21 protein-coding genes are annotated in these 22,789 nt (G+C 70.3%); 9 read left to right on the forward strand and 12 right to left on the reverse strand.

What is annotated here, in order from left to right; all coding sequences use genetic code 11:
• Positions 1–42: 42 nt before the first annotated feature.
• The 9 genes from ACEJ41_RS10180 to ACEJ41_RS10220 all read right to left on the reverse strand — a co-directional run bounded on the left by ACEJ41_RS10180 (position 43) and on the right by ACEJ41_RS10220 (position 8,379).
• Positions 43–591 (reverse strand): dihydrofolate reductase, encoded by a 549-nt coding sequence (locus tag ACEJ41_RS10180; RefSeq protein ID WP_374012165.1) that lies wholly within the window; start codon positions 589–591, stop codon positions 43–45.
• The gene (locus ACEJ41_RS10185; protein WP_374012166.1) at positions 588–1,382 is read right to left on the reverse strand and encodes a thymidylate synthase; all 795 of its coding nucleotides are present in this window, start codon (positions 1,380–1,382) and stop codon (positions 588–590) included. The genes ACEJ41_RS10180 and ACEJ41_RS10185 overlap by 4 nt, the downstream gene beginning before the upstream one ends.
• On the reverse strand, positions 1,379–2,266 hold the full coding sequence (gene lgt, locus ACEJ41_RS10190; protein ID WP_374012167.1) for a prolipoprotein diacylglyceryl transferase: 888 nt from the start codon (positions 2,264–2,266) through the stop codon (positions 1,379–1,381). The genes ACEJ41_RS10185 and lgt overlap by 4 nt, the downstream gene beginning before the upstream one ends.
• A gap of 82 nt (positions 2,267–2,348) precedes the next feature.
• Complete coding sequence (locus ACEJ41_RS10195) at positions 2,349–3,098, reverse strand: TerC family protein (protein WP_374012168.1); 750 nt, start codon at positions 3,096–3,098, stop codon at positions 2,349–2,351.
• A 27-nt stretch (positions 3,099–3,125) separates the two neighbouring features.
• Positions 3,126–3,506 (reverse strand): diacylglycerol kinase, encoded by a 381-nt coding sequence (locus tag ACEJ41_RS10200; RefSeq protein ID WP_374012169.1) that lies wholly within the window; start codon positions 3,504–3,506, stop codon positions 3,126–3,128.
• 173 nt (positions 3,507–3,679) lie between these two features.
• On the reverse strand, positions 3,680–4,405 hold the full coding sequence (gene tsaB, locus ACEJ41_RS10205) for a tRNA (adenosine(37)-N6)-threonylcarbamoyltransferase complex dimerization subunit type 1 TsaB (RefSeq protein WP_374012170.1): 726 nt from the start codon (positions 4,403–4,405) through the stop codon (positions 3,680–3,682).
• A gap of 85 nt (positions 4,406–4,490) precedes the next feature.
• The gene (locus ACEJ41_RS10210; RefSeq protein ID WP_374012171.1) at positions 4,491–6,662 is read right to left on the reverse strand and encodes a bifunctional (p)ppGpp synthetase/guanosine-3',5'-bis(diphosphate) 3'-pyrophosphohydrolase; all 2,172 of its coding nucleotides are present in this window, start codon (positions 6,660–6,662) and stop codon (positions 4,491–4,493) included.
• Between the two features lie 146 nt (positions 6,663–6,808).
• A complete protein-coding gene (gmk, locus tag ACEJ41_RS10215; RefSeq protein WP_374012172.1) occupies positions 6,809–7,471 on the reverse strand; it encodes a guanylate kinase in 663 nt (220 codons plus the stop codon).
• 47 nt (positions 7,472–7,518) lie between these two features.
• Positions 7,519–8,379, reverse strand: coding sequence for a YicC/YloC family endoribonuclease (locus ACEJ41_RS10220; RefSeq protein ID WP_374012173.1), 861 nt, complete (start codon positions 8,377–8,379; stop codon positions 7,519–7,521).
• 109 nt (positions 8,380–8,488) lie between these two features.
• Here ACEJ41_RS10220 and rph point away from each other — a divergent pair, with 109 nt between their 5' ends.
• From rph to pepQ, 6 genes are all read left to right on the forward strand, one after another.
• Positions 8,489–9,214, forward strand: a complete 726-nt coding sequence (gene rph, locus ACEJ41_RS10225; protein WP_374012174.1) for a ribonuclease PH — start codon at positions 8,489–8,491, stop codon at positions 9,212–9,214.
• A 7-nt stretch (positions 9,215–9,221) separates the two neighbouring features.
• On the forward strand, positions 9,222–9,896 hold the full coding sequence (gene rdgB, locus ACEJ41_RS10230; protein WP_374012175.1) for an RdgB/HAM1 family non-canonical purine NTP pyrophosphatase: 675 nt from the start codon (positions 9,222–9,224) through the stop codon (positions 9,894–9,896).
• 49 nt (positions 9,897–9,945) lie between these two features.
• The gene (hemW, locus tag ACEJ41_RS10235; RefSeq protein WP_374014118.1) at positions 9,946–11,094 is read left to right on the forward strand and encodes a radical SAM family heme chaperone HemW; all 1,149 of its coding nucleotides are present in this window, start codon (positions 9,946–9,948) and stop codon (positions 11,092–11,094) included.
• Between the two features lie 86 nt (positions 11,095–11,180).
• A complete protein-coding gene (locus ACEJ41_RS10240) occupies positions 11,181–13,511 on the forward strand; it encodes a DUF1631 domain-containing protein (RefSeq protein ID WP_374012176.1) in 2,331 nt (776 codons plus the stop codon).
• Complete coding sequence (locus ACEJ41_RS10245; RefSeq protein ID WP_374012177.1) at positions 13,508–13,858, forward strand: PilZ domain-containing protein; 351 nt, start codon at positions 13,508–13,510, stop codon at positions 13,856–13,858. The genes ACEJ41_RS10240 and ACEJ41_RS10245 overlap by 4 nt, the downstream gene beginning before the upstream one ends.
• 166 nt (positions 13,859–14,024) lie before the next feature.
• Positions 14,025–15,347, forward strand: a complete 1,323-nt coding sequence (gene pepQ, locus ACEJ41_RS10250; RefSeq protein WP_374012178.1) for a Xaa-Pro dipeptidase — start codon at positions 14,025–14,027, stop codon at positions 15,345–15,347.
• Positions 15,348–15,439: 92 nt separating this feature from the next.
• Here the strand turns inward: pepQ and ACEJ41_RS10255 are convergent, their stop codons facing one another.
• Positions 15,440–16,039, reverse strand: coding sequence for a TetR/AcrR family transcriptional regulator (locus ACEJ41_RS10255; protein ID WP_374012179.1), 600 nt, complete (start codon positions 16,037–16,039; stop codon positions 15,440–15,442).
• A gap of 173 nt (positions 16,040–16,212) precedes the next feature.
• Here ACEJ41_RS10255 and ACEJ41_RS10260 point away from each other — a divergent pair, with 173 nt between their 5' ends.
• The 3 genes from ACEJ41_RS10260 (at position 16,213) to ACEJ41_RS10270 (ending at position 20,091) form a co-directional block, all read left to right on the forward strand.
• The gene (locus ACEJ41_RS10260) at positions 16,213–17,154 is read left to right on the forward strand and encodes an alpha/beta fold hydrolase (RefSeq protein ID WP_374012180.1); all 942 of its coding nucleotides are present in this window, start codon (positions 16,213–16,215) and stop codon (positions 17,152–17,154) included.
• On the forward strand, positions 17,151–19,622 hold the full coding sequence (locus tag ACEJ41_RS10265) for an acyl-CoA dehydrogenase (RefSeq protein WP_374012181.1): 2,472 nt from the start codon (positions 17,151–17,153) through the stop codon (positions 19,620–19,622). Before ACEJ41_RS10260 ends, ACEJ41_RS10265 begins: the two co-directional genes overlap by 4 nt.
• 91 nt (positions 19,623–19,713) lie before the next feature.
• Entirely contained in the window at positions 19,714–20,091 is a 378-nt protein-coding gene (locus ACEJ41_RS10270) for a hypothetical protein (RefSeq protein ID WP_374012182.1), read from the forward strand.
• A 79-nt stretch (positions 20,092–20,170) separates the two neighbouring features.
• Here the strand turns inward: ACEJ41_RS10270 and ACEJ41_RS10275 are convergent, their stop codons facing one another.
• Together ACEJ41_RS10275 and ACEJ41_RS10280 are read right to left on the reverse strand one after the other, a co-directional pair.
• Positions 20,171–22,063, reverse strand: coding sequence for a M48 family metallopeptidase (locus tag ACEJ41_RS10275; RefSeq protein WP_374012183.1), 1,893 nt, complete (start codon positions 22,061–22,063; stop codon positions 20,171–20,173).
• Positions 22,064–22,079: 16 nt separating this feature from the next.
• Positions 22,080–22,685 carry a LemA family protein gene (locus tag ACEJ41_RS10280; protein WP_374012184.1) on the reverse strand — a complete coding sequence of 202 codons (606 nt, stop codon included), beginning with the start codon at positions 22,683–22,685 and terminating at the stop codon, positions 22,080–22,082.
• Positions 22,686–22,789 lie beyond the last annotated feature (104 nt).

Below are 22,789 nucleotides of genomic sequence, written 5' to 3' on the forward strand. Positions count from 1 at the left end.
TTGACTTCCCGTCAGCAGGCATCGCACCACACCGTGTCACGATCATCGGCCGCCTTGTGAGGGAATTTTCTGGTATTCCACGAACTCGAAGGCGTGCGCGTGGCGGTCGTCGGCCGCGTGTGCTTCGCGCGAGGTTTCCTGCCACTGCCCTGGATCCCAGGCCGGGAAGAACGCATCGGCACCCTCCACCACGGTGTCCACATGGGTGAGGTGCATCGCATCGGCGTGCGCCATCGCCAGCGCATAGACCTCGCCGCCGCCGATCACGCACAGCTCGCCGGCGCCCTGTGCCGCTGCCAGCGCCAGCGCCTGGTCCAGCGAGGCCACCGCCTGCATCCCGGCAAACGGCACCTGGCCGCTGCGGGTCAGCACCAGGTTGGTCCGGCCCGGCAGTGCCCGGCCCAGCGACTGGGCGGTCTTGCGCCCCATCAGGATCGGCTTGCCCAGGGTCAGCGCCTTGAAGTGGCGGAAATCGTCCGGCAGGTGCCACGGCATCGCGTTGCCGCGACCGATGCCGTGGTTGCGGTCCAGCGCGGCGATGAGGCTGAGCCGCGGCGGGTGCCGGGGATCACGCCCGCCGCCCCCGCTCACACCGCCACCGGTGCCTTGATCGCCGGCAGCGGATCGTAGCCTTCGATCGCGATGTCGTCGTGGGTGAAGCCGAACAGGTCGGTCACCGCCGGGTTCAGCCGCAGCGTCGGCAGCGCGCGCGGCGTGCGTGCAAGCTGCTCGCGCGCCTGTTCGACGTGGTTGGAGTACAGGTGCGCATCGCCCAGGGTGTGGACGAAATCGCCGACCGCCAGCCCGGTCACCTGGGCCACCATGTGGGTCAGCAGCGCATAGCTGGCGATGTTGAAAGGAACGCCCAGGAAGATGTCGCCACTGCGCTGGTACAGCTGGCAGCTCAGCTTCCCGTCGGCCACGTAGAACTGGAACATCGTGTGGCACGGCATCAGCGCCATCGCCGGCAGGTCGGCCACGTTCCAGGCCGAGACGATCAGCCGGCGCGAATCGGGGTTGCGCGCGATCTCGTCCACCACCCAGCGGACCTGGTCGATCTCGCGGCCGTCGCTGCCGGTCCAGCGCCGCCACTGCTTGCCATACACGGGGCCCAGTTCGCCGTGCGCATCGGCCCATTCGTCCCAGATGCTGACCTTGTTGTCCTTCAGGTAGGCGATGTTGGTCTCGCCCTTCAGGAACCACAGCAGCTCGTGGATGATCGAGCGCAGGTGCAGCTTCTTGGTGGTCACCAGCGGGAAGCCCTGGCCCAGGTCGAAGCGCATCTGCCAGCCGAACACGCTGCGGGTGCCGGTGCCGGTACGGTCGGACTTGGCGGCGCCGTGCTCCAGCACGTGGGCCAGCAGTTCCAGGTATTGCTTCACGCCGCGTCCCCCGTGGCCGGCGGCACCGGCTGCAGCACCGGCGCGCGGTGCGAGCGCCACAGCAGCAACAGGCCCAGCGCCACCAGCGGCAGGCTCAGCACCTGGCCCATGGTCAGCCAGCCGAAGGCCAGGTAGCCGACGTGGGCATCGGGTACGCGCACGAACTCCACCACGAAGCGGAAGACGCCGTACAGCAGGGCGAACAGGCCGGACACCGCATAGCGGGGACGCGGACGGCGCGAGAACCACCACAGCGCGCCGAACATCACCGCGCCCTCGAGCAAGGCCTGATACAGCTGCGAGGGATGGCGCGCGAACGCGTCCAGCGCACCGGCATCGAACTGCGCCTTCAGCGCCGCCGGGTCCAGGCCGCGGAAACGTTCCGGCAGGCCGGTCGGGAACACCACGCCCCAGCCGGCCCCGGTGTACTTGCCCCACAGCTCGCCGCCGACATAGTTGCCGATGCGGCCGAAGCCCAACCCCAGCGGCACCAGCGGCGCAACGAAATCCATGGTGTCGAAGAAGTGCAGGCGCTGCCGGCGCGACCAAAGCCAGCACGCGGCCAGCACGCCAAGGAATCCGCCATGGAAGCTCATGCCGCCGTCCCACAGGCGCGGCACCATCAGCGGGTCACGCAGCGCGTCGTCGAGCGCGTAGAACAGCACATACCCGAGGCGGCCGCCCAGGATCACCCCGAGCATCCCGTAGAACAGCAGGTCGGAAAACCCGTTGGCGTCCACGCCCGGCACGCGGCCCGCGTTGACCCGCCGCTGCCCCAGCCACCAGGCGGTGGCGAAGGCCAGCAGGTACGTCACCCCGTACCAGTGCACCTGCAAAGGCCCGAGCGACAACGCGATGGGGTCGATCTGGTGAAGGACGATCATGGTGCCTGCCAGTGCTGCGAAGGTCCTATTGTGCCGTTGTCGCCGGCGCGCAGGCCATGGCCGGCCGGCGCACCGTTGCTCATCAGAACTCGCCGGCGCCCGGCACCTGCTTGCGCAGCGCGCTGCGGCGCATCAGCAGGTTGAGCGTCTCCACCAGCACCGAGAAGGCCATGGCGAAGTAGATGTACGGCTTGGGCACATGCACGTCGATGCCGTCCAGGATCAGGATCATGCCCACCAGCAGGATGAACGCAAGCGCCAGCATCTTGATGGTCGGGTTGGCATCGATGAAGCGGCCCAGCGGGTTGGCCGCCAGCAGCATGATCGCTACCGCCAGCAGGATCGCCACCACCATCACCGGGATGTGCTCGGCGATGCCCACCGCGGTGATCACCGAATCGAGCGAGAACACGATGTCGATGATGGCGATCTGCACGATCACCACCCAGAACACCTGCGAACTCTTGGTGGTGCGCGGATCGTCGTCGTGGCCGCCGGTGATCAGCTCGCGGATTTCCATCGCGCCCTTCACCAGCAGGAACGCGCCGCCCAGCACCAGCACCAGGTCGCGGGTGGAAATGCCCATGCCGAACACGCTGAACAGGTCGTGCTGCATCCGCGCAAGGAACGCCAGCGAGACCAGCAGCAGGATCCGGGTGATGCACGCCACGCCGATGCCGAACTTGCGGGCGAAATCGCGCCGCTCCGGCGGCAGCCGCCCCACCGCGATGGAAATGAACACCAGGTTGTCGATGCCCAGCACGATCTCGAGCGCACTCAGGGTGACCAGGGTCAGCCAGACGTTGGGGTCGGCCAGGAATTCAAGGTTCATCGCAGGTTCCTACGTTCGTTTCACACATCAAAGCAGCCGCGGGCCGAGGACCAGGCCCCAGCACAGCAGCACGTTCATCATCAATACGAAGACCGCGGCCGACCCCATGTCCTTGGCCCGCCCGGCCAGCTCGTGGTATTCGGCGCCATAGCGCTCGATCACCGCTTCCACCGCCGAATTGAGCAGTTCGGCGGCCGGCACCAGCAGCAGCGAACCGAGCAGCAGCGCGCGCTCGACCCCGTTGGCCCCCAGCCACAGCGCCAGCGGCGCCAGCACCACCAGCAGGTAGACCTCCAGGCGGAAGGAGGATTCGTGGCGCCATGCCGCGCGCAGGCCCTGCCAGGACCACTGCGCGGCCTTGAGCACGCGCGCGGGCCGGCGCGGGAGATGCCCGGTTTCGTCGGCCATCGGTCAGCGGCCCGGCCGCGCACGGGTGCGGGTGGGCGCCGGACAGGGGCGCGGCGAGGGAATCGACGGGAGCTGCATGGGTGGGGCGACGGCGGCAGAAGCGGCGATTTTGCCACATCCCCCAGCGCGGGCCCGCCACGCGCAGCGGATCGCAGGCGCGGCCGGCGGGGTGATCACGCCTGCGCACGCTTCCCGCGCAAGGCCTGCTGCTCGGCCAGGGTCAGGGCCACGTTGTCGCGCAGGTAGGCCGGCTCGACCCGTTCGGGCGCCAGGGCCTCCCCGCGCGCATGCGCCGCCACGGCCAGGCGCGCCAGCACCGCCGCGCGCGGCAGGGCCTGCGCATCCACCTGCTGCAGCGACAGGTGTTGCACCAGTGCGCCGTCGGCGGCGGCGAACCCGGTCCCCACGCCCTGCCACGCCCCGTCGCCGCCGGCTTCACCGGCCAGCAGCGGCAGCGCCACCTGGTCGGGCCGCAGCACGCGCTCGCCATCCAGCGCCACGATGTGGCCGCCCTCGCGGCCGTAGGCACCGACATAGACCTCGCCCATGCGTGCATCGATCGCCGCCAGGATCCTCGCCGGCCCATCGGCGCGCGCAGCGGCGGCCAGGATCGCCAGGGTCGACACCGGCACCAGCGGCCGCTCCAGTGCCAGGGCGATGCCCTGCGCCAGCGCAATCCCCAGGCGCACGCCGGTGAACGCCCCGGGCCCGCGGCCCACCGCGATTGCATCCAGTTGCGTGCGCGCGATCCCGGCCTCGGCCAACAGCGCCTCGGCGAAGGGCAGCGCGAGCTCGGCATGCCGCCGCGGCGCCACCTCGAAACGCTCGCGCACCTCGCCGTCCAGGTACAACGCGACCGAACAGGCCTCGGTGGCGGTTTCAAGGGCGAGCAGCTTCATCGGATGCGGGACCACGCGGTGACAGGCCGCAAAGGGTAAACGATGCATGGGGCGCGCACGCCCCGCGATTGCCGCGCGCGTGCGGTTACTGGCGGCGCACGCCCTGCACCACGGCGAGGCGGCGCAGGCGGCGGATGACGTCGGCCAGGTGGGTACGGTCGCGGACCTGGATGGCGAAGCGCAACTGCGCCGCGTTGATGTCGCGGTCCAGGTAATCCACGCGCTCGATGTTGGAGTGGCTCTGGGCGACCGCCGCGGCCAGCTGGGCCAGCACCCCGGTGTGGTTTTCCACGTCGACGATGAGCGAGGTGTCGTAATCGCCCGAGACGTTCGGATCCCAGTCGATCGGCACCCAGCGCTCGGGCGACTTGCGGAACTCGGCCAGGTTCGGGCAGTCCAGCCGGTGCAGGACTACGCCCTTGCCGGCGGTGTGGTAGCCCATGATCTCGTCGCCGGGGATGGGCTGGCAGCAGTTGGCGAAGCTGACCACCCCGCCCTCGGTGCCGTTGATCAGGATCTTTTCCTGGAGCCGCCCGGACGGGCCGCCGCTGCGCAGTTCCGCATAGGCCATCAGCGCCTGTGCGGCCTGGCTGGGCATCCAGTTGCCCAGTGCCACCTCGGCCAGGAACGCCTCCAGCCGCGGGAACCGGTGCTCGCCCAGGAACGCCTCAAGCCGTTGCGGCGGCAATTTCTCCAGCGAACTGCCCATCGCCTCCAGCGCACGGTCGAGCATGCGATGGCCCAGTTGCACCGCGTCCTCGTGTTCAAGCTGCTTGAGCTGGTGGCGGATGGCGGTGCGCGCCTTGCTGGTGACCACGAACTCCAGCCATTGCGGCTTGGGCGCGGCCGAGCGCGCGGTGATGATCTCCACCGTCTGCCCGCTTGCAAGCCTGGTCTTGAGCGGCACCAGCTTGCGGTCCACGCGCGCGGCCACCGCCTGGTTGCCCACATCGGTGTGCACCGCGTAGGCGAAGTCCAGCGCGGTGGAGCTGCGCGGCAGCGACATGATCCGGCCCTTGGGCGTGAACAGGTAGACCTCGTCCGGGAACAGGTCGACCTTCACGTTCTCCAGGAACTCCAGCGAGGAGCCGGCCGCGCGCTGCGATTCGATCAGCTCCACGATCCAGGCGTGGGCCCGGCTCTGCGCGCTGTTGGGGCTGTCGCCACCATGCTTGTAGGTCCAGTGCGCGGCGATCCCGCGCTCGGCGATCAGGTCCATCTCCTCGGTGCGGATCTGCACTTCGATCGGCGAGCCGTAAGGACCGAACAGGACCGTGTGCAGCGACTGGTAGCCGTTGGCCTTGGGGATGGCGATGAAGTCACGGAAACGCCCGTCCAGCGGCTTGAACTGCGCGTGCACCGTGCCCAGCGCGTGGTAGCAGTCGGGCACGCTGCGCACCACCACCCGGAACCCGAACACGTCCATCACCTGGTCGAAGCTTTTGCCTTCGCCGAGCATCTTGTTGTAGATGCTCCACGGGGTCTTGATCCGGCTCACCAGCCGGTGTTCCAGGCCTTCGCGGGCCAGGCCCTGGGACAGCTTGACCTCCACCTGCGCCATCGACTCGCGGCGCATCACCGGCTGGCTGCGGATGTGTTTTTCCAGGATGTCGTGGCGCCACGGATACAGCGCGCGGAAGCCCAGGTTCTGCAGCTCGGACTTGACCAGGCTCATGCCCAGGCGCTGGGCGATGGGCGCGTAGATCTCCAGCGTCTCCAGGGCGATGCGCCTGCGCGCTTCACGGCTCTGCGCGCCCAGGGTGCGCATGTTGTGCAGGCGGTCGGCCAGCTTGATCATGATCACGCGCAGGTCGCGCGACATCGCCAGCAGCATCTTGCGGAAGCTCTCGGCCGCCGCCTCGTGGCGGTCGCGGAACTTGAGCTTGTCCAGCTTGGTGACGCCATCGACCAGCTCGGCCACGTCCTCGCCGAACGCCGCGGCGATGTCCTTGCGGGTGAGCGGGGTGTCCTCGATGGTGTCGTGCAGGATCGCCGCGATCAGCGACTCCACGTCCAGGCCCAGTTCGGCCAGCACCCCGGCCACCGCCACCGGATGGGTGATGTAGGGTTCGCCGGACTTGCGGGTCTGGCCGGCGTGCGCACCGTCGCCCATCCGCCAGGCCTCGCGCAGCAACGGCAACTGCTCGCGCGGCAGGTAGGCCGCCAGGCGTTCCAGTTCGAGGACATAGTCGGGCACGGGCTCGCCCGTGGGTGGCGGCCCATTCGCGATTGCCTGGGCGGAATGGCCTGCGGTCATGCGGAAAGACTATGCCAGCGGCATGCCAGCGGCAAACCACGCCCGCGCGGCGACGGGCGCGGCCTGGCGGCGCAGGCGACCACCCGCGGCCGGCGCCGGCCGGGCCACCCATGCAGCGTCGGATGCAATGGCATCGCTTCGGCCCTTCAGGGCGCACCCGGGTCGGTCAATGCCCGGATCAGTTCACGCTGGCGCTCCTGCTGCCGCGCCAGGCGCAGGCGGCTGGCGGTGAACACCGCGCACATCTCATCCACCGCGGTATCGAATACTTCGTTGACGATGACGTAGTCGAACTCGGCGTAATGCGACATCTCCTCGCGCGCGGCGGCCAGGCGCCGGGCAATGACCTCGTCGCTGTCCTGGCCGCGCTTGCGCATGCGCTCGGCCAGCGCCTGCCGCGAGGGCGGCAGGATGAACACGCTGACCGCGTCGGGCACCTTGGCCCGCACCTGGGCCGCGCCCTGCCAGTCGATCTCCAGCAGCACGTCGTGGCCGGCCGCCAGCTGCGGCTCCACCGACTGCCGCGCGGTGCCCTTCCAGTCGCCGTGCACGCTGGCGTGCTCGAAGAAGTCACCGGCCTCGATCATCCGGGTGAATTCCCCGGCCGAAACGAAGTGGTAGTGCTGCGCGTGGCGCTCGCCCGGGCGAGGCGGGCGCGAGGTGAAGGACACCGACAGGCGGATGTTGCGGTCGCGCGCCAGGCAGGCGTTGACCAGGCTCGACTTGCCCGCGCCCGACGGCGCGGCAACGATGAACAGGGTGCCGCGCGGCGCGCCTGGATCGGTGATTGATGGTTGCTGGTCCGACATGACTCCCCGTCCTGATGCGCCTGCTGGCCGTGCCCTGGCGTTGCCGCTTACTCGAGATTCTGTACCTGCTCGCGCACCTGGTCGATCAGCACCTTCAGTTCGACCGCCGCATTGGAGGTGCGCGCATCCACCGACTTGGAGCCGAGCGTGTTGGCCTCGCGGTTGAACTCCTGCAGCAGGAAATCCAGGCGCCTGCCGGCCGGCTGCGATTGCCCCAGCACGCGCCGGATCTCGGCGATGTGGCTGCCCAGGCGATCCAGTTCCTCGTCCACGTCCAGCTTCTGCAGCCACAGCACCAGTTCCTGCTCGGCACGGCCCGGATCAACCGGGTGCGGCAACTCGGCCAGGCGCGCGGCCAGCTTGGCGCGCTGGCCTTCGCGGATGGCCGGGATCAGCCCGCTGACCTGCGCGGCGATGCGCTCGATCCCATCCACGCGCTCGACGATGGCCGCGACCAGCTTGGTGCCCTCGCGCTCGCGCGCGGCCACGAAGTCGTCCAGCACCTGGTCGAGCAGCTCCAGCGCCTGGACCTGCAGCGCCTCGGCATCGGCGTGCGGGGCCTGCAACACGCCCGGCATCTGCAGCAGCGTGGTGAACTCCACCTGCAGCCGCGGGAACTGCGCGTCCAGCCGCCGCGCCAGCTCGGCCAGGCGCGCCACCCGCGCCTCGTCCACCGCCAGGCCGGCGTCCGCATCCGGCGTGCGCAGGCGCAGCACCAGGTCCAGCTTGCCGCGCTGCACCCGCGCGGCCACCCGCTCGCGCAGCAGCGGCTCGAGCGCGCGCAACTCCTCGGCCAGGCGCAGCCCGGTCTCCAGGAAACGGTGGTTGACCGAGCGCAGTTCGCAACTCAACACGCCCCATGGAGTGGCACGTTCGCCACTGGCGAAGGCGGTCATGCTGCGGATCATGCGGAATTCCTTCTATGCAAGGCACGAATGGTAATCTAGCCGGCCTTTCCGCGGCACCTTCGCCTTGCGCAGCCACGCCTGCACCGGTGCCGCCTCCACCGGAACTCCCATGACCGTCGCCCGTCCCAGTGGCCGTACCCCGGAGCAGATGCGCCGGGTGCGCATCGAACGCGCCTTCACCCGCCACGCAGAAGGTTCGGTGCTGGTGTGCTTTGGCGAAACCCGCGTGCTGTGCACGGCCAGCGTCGAGAACCGGGTGCCGGCGTTCCTGCGCGGCAAGGGCGAGGGCTGGGTGACCGCCGAGTACGGCATGCTGCCGCGCGCCACCCATACCCGCTCCGACCGCGAGGCCGCCCGCGGCAAGCAGGGCGGGCGCACCCTGGAGATCCAGCGCCTGATCGGCCGCACCCTGCGCGCCTGCGTGGACCGCTCCGCGCTGGGCGAACGCACCATCACCCTGGATTGCGACGTGCTGCAGGCCGACGGCGGCACCCGCACCGCCGCCATCACCGGCGCATACGTGGCCCTGGTCGATGCGGTGCGCTGGCTGCGCGGCCGTCGCGAGATCACCCGCGACCCGGTGTTCGGCGCTGTCGCCGCGGTGTCGGTGGGCATCTACAAGGGGGTGCCGGTGCTGGACCTGGATTACGCCGAGGACAGTGCCTGCGACACCGACATGAACGTGGTGATGAACGACGGCGGTGGCTTCATCGAGCTGCAGGGCACCGCCGAAGGCCACGCGTTCCGCCGCGAGGAACTGGACGCCCTGCTGGGGCTGGCCGACCAGGGCATCCGGCAACTGTTCGACGCCCAGCGCGCTGCGCTGGGCGCCTGATCCGGCCGTGCCCGACCATCCTGCCCCGCGCCTGGTCCTGGCCAGCGCCAACGCAGGCAAGCTGGCCGAGCTGCGCGCATTGCTGGATGGCAGTGCCGTGCAGCTGGTGCCGCAAGGCGAGCTGGGCGTGGAGGACGTGGAGGAAACCGGGCTGACGTTCGTGGAGAACGCGCTGCTCAAGGCGCGCCATGCCGCGCGCGTGACCGGGTTGCCGGCCCTGGCCGACGACTCGGGCCTGTGCGTGGATGCGCTCGGCGGCGCGCCCGGGCTGCATTCGGCGCGCTACGCCGGCAGCCATGGCGACAGTGCGGCCAACATCGCGCGCCTGCTGGGCGAACTGGATGGTCTTCCTCTTGCTCGGCGCGGCGCGCACTTCTACGCGGTGATCGTGCTGCTGCGCCATGCCGACGACCCGCAGCCGCTGATCGCCGAGGGCGTGTGGCCGGGCACGGTGCTCGATGCGCCGCGCGGCACGGCGGGCTTCGGGTACGACCCGGTGTTCCTGGACCCGGCCCTGGCGCACACCGCCGCCGAACTGGAACCGGCACTGAAGAACCGCATCAGTCATCGCGCCCGCGCGCTGGAGCGCCTGCGCGCGGACCTGCCCGCGGTACTGGCCGCGCTGGGCCAATCCGGCCGCGCTACTCCAGCCGCCGCAGCCGCCGATGTCCGCCTGCGCTGACCCGGCCGGGCACCCGGCGCCAGGCGCGGACGACGCCACCGGCGCGGCCATGCTGATGCCGCCGCCGCTGTCGCTGTACGTGCACCTGCCGTGGTGCGTGCGCAAGTGCCCGTACTGCGATTTCAACTCGCACGCGGCCGGGGGCGAGCTTCCGTTCGACGCCTACGTCGACGCCCTGGTGCGTGACCTGGAACATGACCTGCCGCTGGTCTGGGGCCGCCCGGTACACAGCGTGTTCTTCGGCGGCGGGACCCCGAGCCTGTTTCCGCCTGCGGCCATCGACCGCTTCCTGCAGGCCGCCTCGGCACGCCTGCGCATCGCCCCGGACGCGGAGATCACCCTGGAGGCCAACCCCGGCACCGCCGAGCACGGCCGCTTCGACGGTTACCGCGCCGCCGGGGTGAACCGGGTCAGCTTCGGCATCCAGAGCTTCGACGATGGCTGCCTGCAGCGGCTGGGCCGGATCCACGACAGCAGCGAGGCCGAGGCGGCGGTGAAGCTGGCCCAGGACGCCGGCCTGGACAACCTCAACCTGGACCTCATGTACGCCCTGCCCGGCCAGGACCTGGCCATGGCCGAGGCCGACCTGGCGCGCGCCTTCGCCCTGCAGCCGGCGCACATCAGCCACTACCAGCTCACCCTGGAACCGAACACGGTGTTCTTTGCCCGGCCGCCGCAGGGCATCCCCGACGACGACCTGGCCTGGGACATCCAGGAGCGCTGCCAGGCACTGCTGGCCCAGGCCGGCTACGCCCATTACGAGACCAGCGCCTACGCACGGCCCGGCCGGCAATGCGCGCACAACCTCAACTACTGGCGCTATGGCGACTACCTGGGCATCGGCGCCGGCGCCCACGCCAAGATCACCCTCGGCGCCGAGCAGGCGATTCTGCGCCGCTGGAAGCAGCGCCACCCGGCAGCGTGGATGGAGGCGGCCGGCAGCGCCGCGGCGATCGGCGGCGACGAGCGGATCGAACCGGCCAGGCGGCCTTTCGAGTTCATGCTCAACGCGCTTCGCCTGCATGAAGGCTTCGCCCTGGCCGACTTCGAGGCCCGGACCGGGCTGGCCCGCCACGCCCTGGAGCCGGCCCTGGCCGAGGCGGCCCGGCGCCAGTGGCTGGTGGCGGAGGCCGGAAGGGTGCGCCCGACCGCACTGGGCCGGCGCTTCGCCAACGACGTCATGACCTTGTTCCTGTAACCGCACAGATCGGCCATACTCGGCGGTGTGGCCGCCATCGCGGCACATCCCGCCCGATGCCCGCGTACAGGGAAGCAGCCATCCGGATGTCCGCCAGTCCCCGCACCAATGTCCGCCGCAGCCCCCCCTGGACGCTGGCCACCGCCGCCCTGCCCGGGCGCGTGCGCCACCTGCTGGGCGTGGTCAACACCGCCGCGGCGCAGCACCTGTCCGGTGCGCTGGACCTGGCCCTGGAAGACCTCGAGCGGCAGTTGTTCAAGCAGGCCGAGCGCGCCGGCAGTGGCCCCCAGCAGAGCGACTGCTACGCCGAGCTGCAGTACCTGCGCCAGCATCGCGCCGACCTCATCCCCAGTTACCTGGCCGCACTGGAGGCCGAGCTTGCGCACCTGCGCACCGAGCCCGAACCCGCACCGCTGCCGCCCGAGCCGGAGGATCCGCTGGAGTACCGGCAGCTGACCCTGGTCGAGGACACCGACCTGGACCGCGACATCGTCCTGCGCGAGATCGCCCGGCGCGAGATGCAGCGCGGCGGCACCGCGCTGCTGCTGCTGGGCCAGCGTTTCGGCGTGCTCGCCGGGCGCCCGGCCTACGATCCCGAACAATTGCCGATCGGCCCCTTCGCCCTGTGCCGCCTGCTGCGCGAGACCGGCGACGCCATGCACATGAACCCGGACTCGCAACTGCTGCTGTATCGCATGTTCGAGCGCCAGGTGATGAGCCGCTACGGCGAACTGGTCGACCAGCTGAACGTGCTGCTGGACCGGGAAGCCGTGTTGCCCGGCCTGGTCTACCAGGCCTACGTGCCACGCACGCCGGGGCAGAACCGGCGCGGCCCGGTCACGGCCACCGCACCCGGGCAGCGCCCGCTCACCGGCTGGCACGGGCAGGGCAGCGCGTCCGGCTGGGCTGGCGCGCTGATCGCCGGCCTGGCGGCAACGCCGTCCGGCTCGGCGGACATGCAGATGGCCGCGACCAGTGCCGATGCCGCCGCCGTGGCCGGCTTGTCGCAGAAGGACGTGTTCGATGCGTTGCAGGGCATGCTGGCAAGCCGGCGCCAGGCCAATGCCGCGGACGGCGCCACCCGGCGGCCGGCACCGGGCCAGATCCTGCCCCTGGAGGCGGTGACCAACGCGCTTGGCGCACTGCAGTCCACCGCGCCCGCGCGCCTGCCGGGCAAGCGCCGGCGGACGATGGAGGACCTGCACCACTCCATGCTCGAGCAGGTGCGCCGCGCGCACGGGCCGCAGGCGGGGCTGGCACCGGAACACAGCGACACCTTCGAGCTGCTGGGCATGCTCTACCGCGAGGTCGGGCGCGAAGTGCACGAGGGCGCCCCGGCCCAGGACCTGCTCGAACGCCTGCAGGTGCCGGTGGCACGCGCAGCGGTGCAGGACCCCAGCTTCTTCGTGCGCGACCAGCATCCGGCCCGCGAGCTGCTCAACTCTGTCGCCGAATCCGGCGCCAGCTGGCTGGACGAGGACGATACCGACCCGCAACTGGTGCAGCACCTGGAACGCACCGTGGACCGGGTGGTGGAGGAATACGACGGCGACGAGGCCGTGTTCGAGCGCGCCTATCGCGAGGTCCAGGAACACCACCGCACCCAGGCGCGCAAGGCCGAGCTCAGCGAGCGTCGCCAGGTCGAAGCCGCACGCGGCCGCGACCGCCTGGAAACAGCCAAGAAGCGCGCCGCCGCGGCGATCACCTCGCACCTGGGCGAGCGCAAGCCGCCGCAGTTCATGCAGGCGCTGCTGGGCCAGGCCTGGGCCGACGTACTGACCCTGACCGCCCTGCGCCATGGCGAGGATTCGCCCGAATGGCAGGCACGCGACGCGGCCACCGCACGCATCGTGGAGATCACCTGCACGGCCGACGCACCAGCCGACCCGGCCCTGGCCGAGCAGATCGACACCGCGCTGCGCCAGGTGGGCTACCACGCCGAGGAAGCCAGTGCGATCGCGCGCCGGCTCTCGCGCAGCGACGACGACGAGACCACCTCGCGCACCGAGCTGACCGCCAAGCTCAAGGCGCGCGCGCGCCTGGGTGAAGGCGAGCCGGCCGAAACGGCGGTACCGCCGCCGGCAGCGGCGCCGCTGTCGGAGAAGGAACAGGCCTGCTACCAGCAATTGCGCGCCCTGCCGTTCGGCACCTGGTTCGAGTTCGTGCGCAACCAGCAGGGCGACGTGCACCGGCAGCGCCTGTCCTGGTACAGCCCGGTCACCGACAACGCATTGTTCGTCAACGCCCGCGGGCAAAAGCTGGGCGAGCATTCACTGGACGTCCTGGCGCGGCTGATGGCGCGGGGCCAGGCGCGGGTGGTGACCGAGGGCAACGGGCGCCTGATCGACCGTGCCTGGCACTCCACCCTGCGTGCCCTGCGCAGCCTGGCCGGCGGGCGCCCGGGAGCCAAGCCATGATCCACGAAGCCCGTCGCGCACCACGCCGCCAGGCCGCCGACAGCATGCCGGTGGTGGACGTGATGACCGAGGAGGTCATCGGCCACCTGGGCAACCTGTCCGAATCGGGGATGCTGCTGCTGGCATCCACTGCGCTGCTTGAAGATGCGCTGTACCAGTTCCGCTTCCACCTGGGCACGCGCGGCCACGCACCGGTGCTGGTCGGCGCGCACCTGCTCTGGTCGGGCGCGGCCAACACGCCCGGCCAATCCTGGTGCGGCTTCCGCTTTCTGACCATTTCCGACGAACAGCGCGAGCACATCCGCAAATGGGTCCAGGACGGCGTCGGCACCTCGACCCGCGCGTAGCGCGCCTGCCGGTGCGAGCGCGACATTCGCCACGGCAACCTGCCCGCGGCGCCGGCATCGGTGCCCGCGTTGCGCCCGGGCGCAATGGAGGCAATGCCGACCGTGTCACAGGCGCCGGGCCCGGCATCGTGCACACTGGCCGCATCCCATCCGTCCACCGCGCCCGATGAATCCGACCGACCCGGCATCCCTGTATCCGCAGCATCTGGCCACGCTGTGCGCACGCGCCGACGAGGCCCTGGCGCGCTGTGGACGCGACCACCTGCTCATCCCCAGCGGCCGCCGCCACTACCAGGTGTTCGACGACCGCGACTACACCTTTGCGGTCAACCCGCACTTCAAGCACTGGTTGCCGCTGACCACGGTCACCGACAGCTGGCTGGTCCATACCCCCGGGCAGCGGCCCAGGGTGGTGTACGTGCAGCCGCACGACTACTGGCACGTGGTGCCCGAATCGCCCAATGGCTGGTGGGTGGAGCACGTGGACGTGCACGTGGTCCGCACTCCCGAGCAGGCCTTGCCGCTGTTGCCCGCCGTGGCCGCCCGCTGCGCGATCCTGGGCGAGGCCGGCAGCGCCCTGGGCGACTACGTGCCCGACAACCCGGCACCGGCGCTGGACTACCTGCATTACCAGCGCGCATTCAAGACCCCCTACGAACTGGCGTTGATGCGCACCGCCCAGCGTCGCGCCGCGCGCGCGCACCAGGCCGCCGAAGCCGCCTTCCGCGCAGGCGCCAGCGAGTTCGAGATCCACATGGCCTACTGCACGGCCGCGCGCCAGGACGCCACCGAAGTGCCGTACCCGAACATCATCGCGCTCAACGAGCACGGTGCGGTGCTGCACTACACCGAGCTGGACCGCGCCCCGCCGCCGGAGTCGCGCAGTTTCCTGATCGATGCCGGCGCCAGCCACTGCGGCTACGCGGCGGACATCACCCGCACCCACGCCAGCGATCCGGGCAGCGAGTTCCAGGCGCTGGTCGACGCAGTCGATGCCGCGCAGCAGGCGATGTGCACGACAGTGCGCGCCGGTGCCGACTACCGCCAGTTGCACGTGGATGCGCACCTGGCGCTGATGGCGATCCTGCGCGACTTCGGCGTGCTCCGGGTCTCGGCCGAGGCCGCGCTGGCCACCGGCGTGAGCGCGGCGTTCTTCCCGCACGGCCTGGGCCACCTGATCGGGCTGCAGGTGCACGATGTGGCCGGCTTTGCCGCCAGCGACCGCGGCGGCACCATCGCGCCGCCGCAAGGCCATCCCTACCTGCGCATGACCCGGGTGCTGGAGCCGGGCATGGTGGTGACCATCGAACCGGGCGTGTACTTCATCGACATGCTGCTGGATGAAGTCAGGAAGAACGGCCACGCCGACAGCGTGGACTGGGACAAGGTGGCTGCGTTGCGCCCCTATGGCGGCATCCGCATCGAGGACGACGTGCTGTGCACCACGGGCGAACCGGAAAACCTGACCCGGCCCGCATTCGACGACTGAGCACGGCCGGCGACCCGGGGCCCTCCCGCTGCACACCGGCGTTCCCGGCATGACGGTCGCCGGCAAGGCCGGCTCCTGCAGCGCGCGCGGGCTTACACCGGAATCAGCGTGTTGATCACGTGCTCGAGGTATTCCTCGAACTCCTCGTGGGTCATCTTCGGCTGGTGCGGGCGCAGTTGCAGGAAGCCCACATAGGCGGCGTAGGTCAGGCGCGCGCGATGCTGCGATTCGCCACGGCCCAGGCCCGCCTGGCGGAACGAGGCGGTCAGGTAATCCAGGCGCCGCTGCGACACGCGCTCCACCACCGGCGCCACCGCCGGATGCTCCAGGGCCTTGAGCAGCTCGCTGTAGATGGCATGCGGCTTGGTCTCGTGGCCGACCATCTGGAACAGCAGGCGCAGGCGCTCGCGCGGATCGGGCACTTCCTCCAGGCTGCCGAACACCTGTTCCTGTTCCACTTCCTCCCATCGGTCCAGCGCCGCCTGCATCAGCGCGTCGCGCGACGGGAAGTGCCAGTAGAAGCTGCCCTTGGTCACGCCCAGGCGGCGCGCAAGCGGCTCCACCGCCAGTGCCGACACGCCCGACTCGGCAATCACGTCCAGCGCGGCCTGGGCCCAGTCGCCTGCGCTCAGGCGCGCAGTGCGGGCGGGAGGGGTGCCGGGGTCGGCGGCGGGTACGTCGGAGGCGGGCATTGTGATCATCATCCAAATTTAACCATACGCTGCACGACTGTACAGTATGCGGTTGCCCCGGCAACCAACAGCGCCCGGGCAAACAGCCAAGGTCTGGCGCGGGCACCGGCGCCACGGCACACACCATACGCGGCGGTATTGACTTTCACGCAAGGCGACACATACTTCAAGGTATGGTCGCGCCCGCATGCATCGACGACACCTGCACCGAGCTGGAGCTGTCCGGCTCCGGCATCGCCCTGGCCGCCAGCCGGCATGCGCCGCCCGGCCGAGCATCGACCACCCCCGCCGTGGTGTACGCGCACGGCTTCGGCCAGACCCGCCGCGCCTGGTCGGCCACGGCCGCCCGCCTGTCCGTGCACGGACATGCCGGCCTGGCGTATGACGCACGCGGCCACGGCGGTTCCGGCCGCAATCCCGCCAGCGAGCCTTACACCGGCCGCCAGTTCACCGACGACCTGATCGTGCTGTCCGGCGCCCTGCCCCGCCCGCCGGTGCTGGTGGCCGCGTCGATGGGCGGGCTGTTCGGGTTGCTGGCCGAGGCGCGCTGGCCCGGGCTGTTCCGGGCGATGGTGCTGGTGGATATCACCCCGCGCTGGGAAGGCGCAGGCTTGCAGCGCATCCTCGGTTTCATGACCGCGTTCGCCGACGGCTTCGACTCGCTCGACCAGGCGGCCCGGAGCATCGCCGCCTACCTGCCCCAGCGGCGCACGCGCAAGTCGCCGGACTCGCTGCGCGAACTGCTGCGCCGCGACGCCGACGGACGCTGGCACTGGCACTGGGACCGGCGCCTGGTGGATGAGCTTGCGCGCGACAGCGCCAGGCACCAGGACGACATCGCCGCGGCCACGCGCGCGGTGCGTTGTCCGCTGCTGCTGGTCAGCGGCGGCCGCAGCGACCTGGTCTCGCCGCGCACCGTGGCCGATTTCCTGGAACTTGCACCGCACGCACGCCACGTGCAGTTGGCCGATGCCACGCATATGCTGGCCGGTGACGACAACGGCCGCTTCACCGCCACCGTCGTGGACTACCTGGCGGACCTGGACCGGATCGAGGGGACCGGATGTTCCCCCACGCATCGGGCCGACCCGCCCGTCACCGGAGCACGCTCATGAGCATCGCCGTACCCATCCTGGCCTTTGTCCTGATCAGTGGTTTTGCCGCCTACCACCGCCTGCGCCTGGCCACCTGGGCGGCGCTGCTGGCCACCGCCCTGGTCGCCTGCTGGCTGCTGGGCGCACACCGCACCACCACCGCCGTGGTCGCGATCGCCTCGCTGGTGGTGACACTGCCGCTGCTGCTGCCGTTCATCCGCAAGCCACTGGTCACCGGGCCGCTGTTGCGCGTGTTCCGCCGGATCCTGCCGCCGCTGTCGCAGACCGAACGCATCGCCCTGGAAACCGGCTCGGTCGGCTTCGAGGGCGAGCTGTTCACCGGCGACCCGGACTGGCAGATGCTGCTCGACTACCCAAGGCCGCAGCTCACCGCCGAGGAGCAGGCCTTCCTCGACGGCCCGACCGAAGAGCTGTGCCGGATGATCGACGACTGGCAGATCACCCACGTCCATGCCGACCTGCCACCGGAGCTGTGGGAGTTCATCAAGAAGAACAGGTTCTTCGGCATGATCATCCCGAAGGAATACGGCGGCCTGGGCTTCTCGGCGCTGGCCCACCACAAGGTGATCCAGAAGATCGCCTCCATCTCCAGCGTGGTCAGTTCCACCGTGGGCGTGCCCAACTCGCTGGGTCCGGGCGAGCTGCTCAACCACTACGGCACCCAGGAGCAGAAGGACTACTACCTGCCGCGCCTGGCCGTGGGCGAGGAAGTGCCCTGCTTTGGCCTCACCGGCCCGTTCGCCGGCTCCGACGCCACCTCCATTCCCGACTTCGGCATCGTGTGCAAGGGCGAATGGAACGGCGCCAACGTGCTCGGCGTGCGCCTGACCTTCGACAAGCGCTACATCACCCTGGCGCCGGTGGCCACGCTCATCGGCCTGGCCTTCCGCATGTACGACCCGGAGGGCCTGCTGGGCGACGAGCGCGACATCGGCATCACCCTGGCGCTGCTGCCGCACGATACCGCCGGGGTAGACGTGGGCCGCCGCCACTTCCCGCTCAACTCGCCATTCCAGAACGGGCCGATCCACGGCCGCGACGTGTTCATCCCGCTCAGCCAGCTGATCGGCGGTGCGGAAATGGCCGGCAAGGGCTGGAACATGCTCAACGAATGCCTGGCCGTGGGCCGCTCGATCACCCTGCCCTCCACCGCCTCCGGTGGCGCCAAGTTCGGCGCCCGGGTGACCGGCGCCTATGCGCGCATCCGCAAGCAGTTCGGCCTGTCGATCGGCCGCTTCGAGGGCGTGGAGGAAGCGCTGGCGCGGATCGGCGGCAAGGCCTACACCATCAGCGCACTGTCCCAGGCCACCGCCGCGGCAGTGGATCGCGGCGACGTGCCCTCGGTGCCGTCGGCCATCGCCAAGTACCACTGCACCAACATGGGCCGGGAGGTGGCCTCGGACGTGATGGACGTGCTGGGCGGCAAGGGCATCATCCTGGGCCCGCGCAACTTCGCCGGGCGCAACTGGCAGGCGGCACCGATCAGCATCACGGTCGAGGGCGCCAACATCATGACCCGCAGCCTGCTGATCTTCGGCCAGGGCGCGATCCTGTGCCATCCGTGGGTGATGAAGGAAATGAAGGCCGCGCAGGACCCGGACCACCGCGCCGGCCTGGATGCGTTCGACGAGAGCCTGTGCGGGCACGTGCGCTACGGCATCTCCAACGCGTTGCGCTCGTTCTGGTTCGGCATCACCGGCTCGAAGATCGGCGGCGCCCCGGGCGACGACTACACCCGCCCGTTCTTCCGCAAGCTGGACCGCTATGCGGCCAACCTGGCGCTGATGGCCGATGTGTCGATGCTGCTGCTGGGCGGCAAGCTGAAGTTCAAGGAGTCGCTGTCCGGGCGCCTGGGCGACGTGCTCAGCCACCTGTACATCGCCGGCGCGGTGCTCAAGCGCCACCACGACGAGGGCGCCCCGGAGGCCGACAAGCCGCTGCTGGCGTGGAGCATGTACAACAGCTTCCACAGGATCGAGCAGGCATTGAGCGATGCCCTGCGCAACTTCCCGATCCGGCCGGTGGGCTGGGCGCTGTGGGCGCTGGTGTTCCCGCTGGGCCGCCGCGCCGAGGCACCGGGCGACCGCCTGTGCCACCGCGTGGCTGCGTTGCTGATGTCGCCCAACGAGGCACGCGAGCGCCTCGGCACCGGCGTGTTCCTGACCCCGTGCGCCAACAACCCCGGCGGCCGCATCGACAGCTACCTGGCCACGGCGGTGCATGCCGAGCCGGTGGAACGCAAGTTCCTCAAGGCACTCAAGACGCGCGGGATCGAGGCGCTGGAATTCCCCGCCCAGCTTGACGAGGCGGTGGCCGAAGGCGTGATCACCGTGGAGGAGCGCGTGCTGCTGGAAGAACTGCGCCGGATCACCCTGGAGACGATCACGGTGGACGACTTCGACGTCCACGAACTGCGCGCCGCCAGCTACTACGACCAGCCCCGGCCGGACCCGCACGGCGGCGCCTGATCGCTGCCGCAAGACGGCGGGCCGCGACCCGCCGTCTTGCCTGGCAGCATGGCCGGCCACCTGCGCCATCGCCGCTCGCCCCGGAACCCGCATGCACCTGGACGTGCCCCTGCTGCTCTGCGCCGTGCACAGCTTCGGCTTTGCGGCCTTCCACCTGGCGTTCTGGAAGCTGTTCGGCTGGAAGCGCGAGTTGGCCAAGGTCGGCCTGCCGACCCGCGCGATCACCCAGATCCTCAACCTGCGCCTGGTCTATGTATTCCTCGGCGTCGGCACGGCGTGCCTGCTGTTGCCGGCCGAGCTGCGCGGCACCACGCTGGGACGCGGACTGCTGGGCTTCATGGTGCTGTTCTGGGTGGGACGCACGGTGGAGCAGTTGGTATTCCTGCGGGTGAACCATCGCCTGGTGCACCTGCTGACCGGGTTGTTCGTGCTCGGCGCGGTGCTGTTCGCGCTGCCGCTGCTGGGCTGACATCCATCACGGCAACGGCGATCACGACACTGCCGCAGTGCACCGGCCAGGCTGGCCGCCGATAGCCTCGGCCCGAGGATCAGCGCTGCTCGAGCATCACCGGCAGCGGACAGTGCAATACCGCGCACACGGTGCGCAGCAATTCCGCTTCGGCCACGCCGACCCGGCCGTCATGCGACACCGCGTCCACCAGCGCCTCGACCAGCACCTGCTTGGCCGGCGGCGCCAGTGCGTCCAGCGGCTCCCATACCGCGTCCAGGGCGCGCACGCCGTCATCCGGGGGCGCGTATGGCAGGTGGTCACGCGGCAGCACCCGCTGCAGCCCGGCCAGGTAGGCGCGCTGCGCCTGCTGCGGCTGGCCCGGGTGCCCGGCCTGGGCCAGCACCGCGAGCAGGGTGGCGAACTCGGCGCGCACGCCGGTGGCCTTGCGCCGCCCGAAGCGCGCATGCCGCGACGGGTCCAGCGCCTCGCGCACCTGCACCTGCAGCAGCCGCGACAGGCAGTACTCGAACACCGACACGCGGCCATCGGCATGCACCATCGCCTCGATCGCGGCGAGGAAGGCGTCCAGTTGCGGACGCGGATGCTGGCGCAACGCCGGGAATGCCAGCCCCGCCAGCGGCAGGCGCTGGGCCGGATGCAGCGCCTGCAGGCGCTGCCGGAGCAGCTCGAAGGCATGCACCGCCATCGCCTCGCCGCAATGCGCCACCAGGGCCTGGCGCTGGCGTGCAGCCAGGGCCGGGTCGGCATCCAGCAGCAACGCCGCCAGCAGCGGCATTGCCGTGGCCCGCGCACGCGCCAGCTCGCGCAGGGTATCGGGCAGGCCTTCCACCAGTTCGTGGGCGTGCTGGTAGTCGTCTTCACCGGGCGCGCCCACCTGCCCGGATACCTGCGCCGGCGTCACCGCCATGCGCTGCCGGGTAGGCGGCAAGCCCGGCGGCGACGCGGGCGCGGGCGCCAGGCCCAGGGCGATGTCCTCGGCCAGGCCATCGGGCGGCTGCGCCTGCCAGCGCAACTCCAGTGCCTGCAACTGGCGGGCGTCGAACTGCGGCTCAAGGCGGCGGATGCGCGCCACCAGCGGCGGATGGGTCGCCATCCAGCTGGCGGCCGCCCTGCCCTGGCCGAACAGCATGTGGCTGATCTCCTCGGCATCGGCCTTGTCGTCCAGCCGCGAGCCCGCAGGCAGGCCGCCGATCTTCTTCAATGCACCGGCCAGGCCGCTGGTCTGGCGGGTGAACTGCACCGCCGCCGCATCGGCCAGGTATTCGCGCTGGCGGCTGACCCCGGCCTTGATCAGCCGGCCGAAGAACACGCCGATGCCGCCCACCACCAGCGCCACCAGTGCGGCCAGCATCACCACGCTGACGTCGCGGCTGCGGCCGGCGCGTCCGTAGACCAGGATCCGCTGGCCGATCAGGGTCAGCATCATGATCCCGAACAGGATCCCCATCAGGCGGATGTTCAGGCGCATGTCGCCGTTGAGCACATGGCTGAACTCGTGCGCGATCACGCCCTGCAACTCGTCGCGGTTGAGCCGGTCCAGCGCGCCGCGGGTCACCGCGATCGCCGCATCCGACGGGCTGTAGCCGGCGGCGAAGGCGTTGATGCCCGGCTCCTGCTCCATCACGAACAGCCTGGGCACCGGCACGCCCGAAGCGATGGCCACTTCCTCCACCACGTTGCGCAGGCGCCGCAGCGCCGGGTCACGGGTGTCCTCGGGCACCCACGTGCCCCCCATCTGCGCGGCCACCACCGCACCGCCCGCGCGCAGCGAAGCGATCCGGTACAGCGAACCCAGGCCGATCACCGCGACCGTGGCCACGGTCGCGGCCACGGTTGCGCCGACGCTGCCGGTGACCAGCAGGGTGACCGCGTCCACCGCCAGCACGATGCACAGCACCGCAAGCGAGAACAGCACCACCAGCCGGAACGAGCCGCGTCGCGCGGCCGCCTGGTGTTCGAAGAAGTTCATGGCGACGGATGCACGCTCAGAACTGCACCTTCGGTGCCGCCCGCACCTGTTCGGCCTTGTCGGCGGGGATGTCCAGCAACGCGGCGGAGGCGAAGTTGAACATGCCGGCCACCACGCTGGAGGGGAACATCTCGCGCCGGTTGTTGTAGGCCATCACCGCGTCGTTGTACGCCTGCCGCGCGAACGCCACCCGGTTCTCGGTGGAGGACAGCTCTTCGGACAACTGCATCATGTTCTGGTTGGCCTTCAGGTCCGGATAGGCCTCGGCCACGGCCAGCAACCGGCCGAGCACGCCGTTGAGCTGGCCCTGGCTGGCCGCCAGTTCGGCCATGGCCGCCGGATCGCCGGGGTTGGCCTTGGCCGCGGCCAGGCCCGACTGCGCCGCCGAGCGCGCCGCGACCACCGCCTCCAGGGTCTCCCGTTCATGGGCCATGTAGGCCTTGGCGGTTTCCACCAGGTTGGGGATCAGGTCGAAGCGCCGCTGCAACTGGACGTCGATCTGGGCGAAGGCGTTTTTCCATGCGTTGCGGGCGGTGACCAGCCCGTTGTAGATGCCCACTGCCCACAGCGCCACCGCCGCCAGCAACCCCAAAAACACCAACAGGATCAACAAACTGCCCATTCATCTTCTCCTGGTTTGTCGAATGCGGAAAGCCGGGGATAGAATCGGCCCAAGCAGTAGATTACAGGCACCAGCAGCGATGAATGATGCGTGCGCCCGCCCCG

Origin of the sequence: Pseudoxanthomonas koreensis, assembly GCF_041890415.1 — a bacterium.
GTDB lineage: Bacteria > Pseudomonadota > Gammaproteobacteria > Xanthomonadales > Xanthomonadaceae > Pseudoxanthomonas > Pseudoxanthomonas koreensis_A.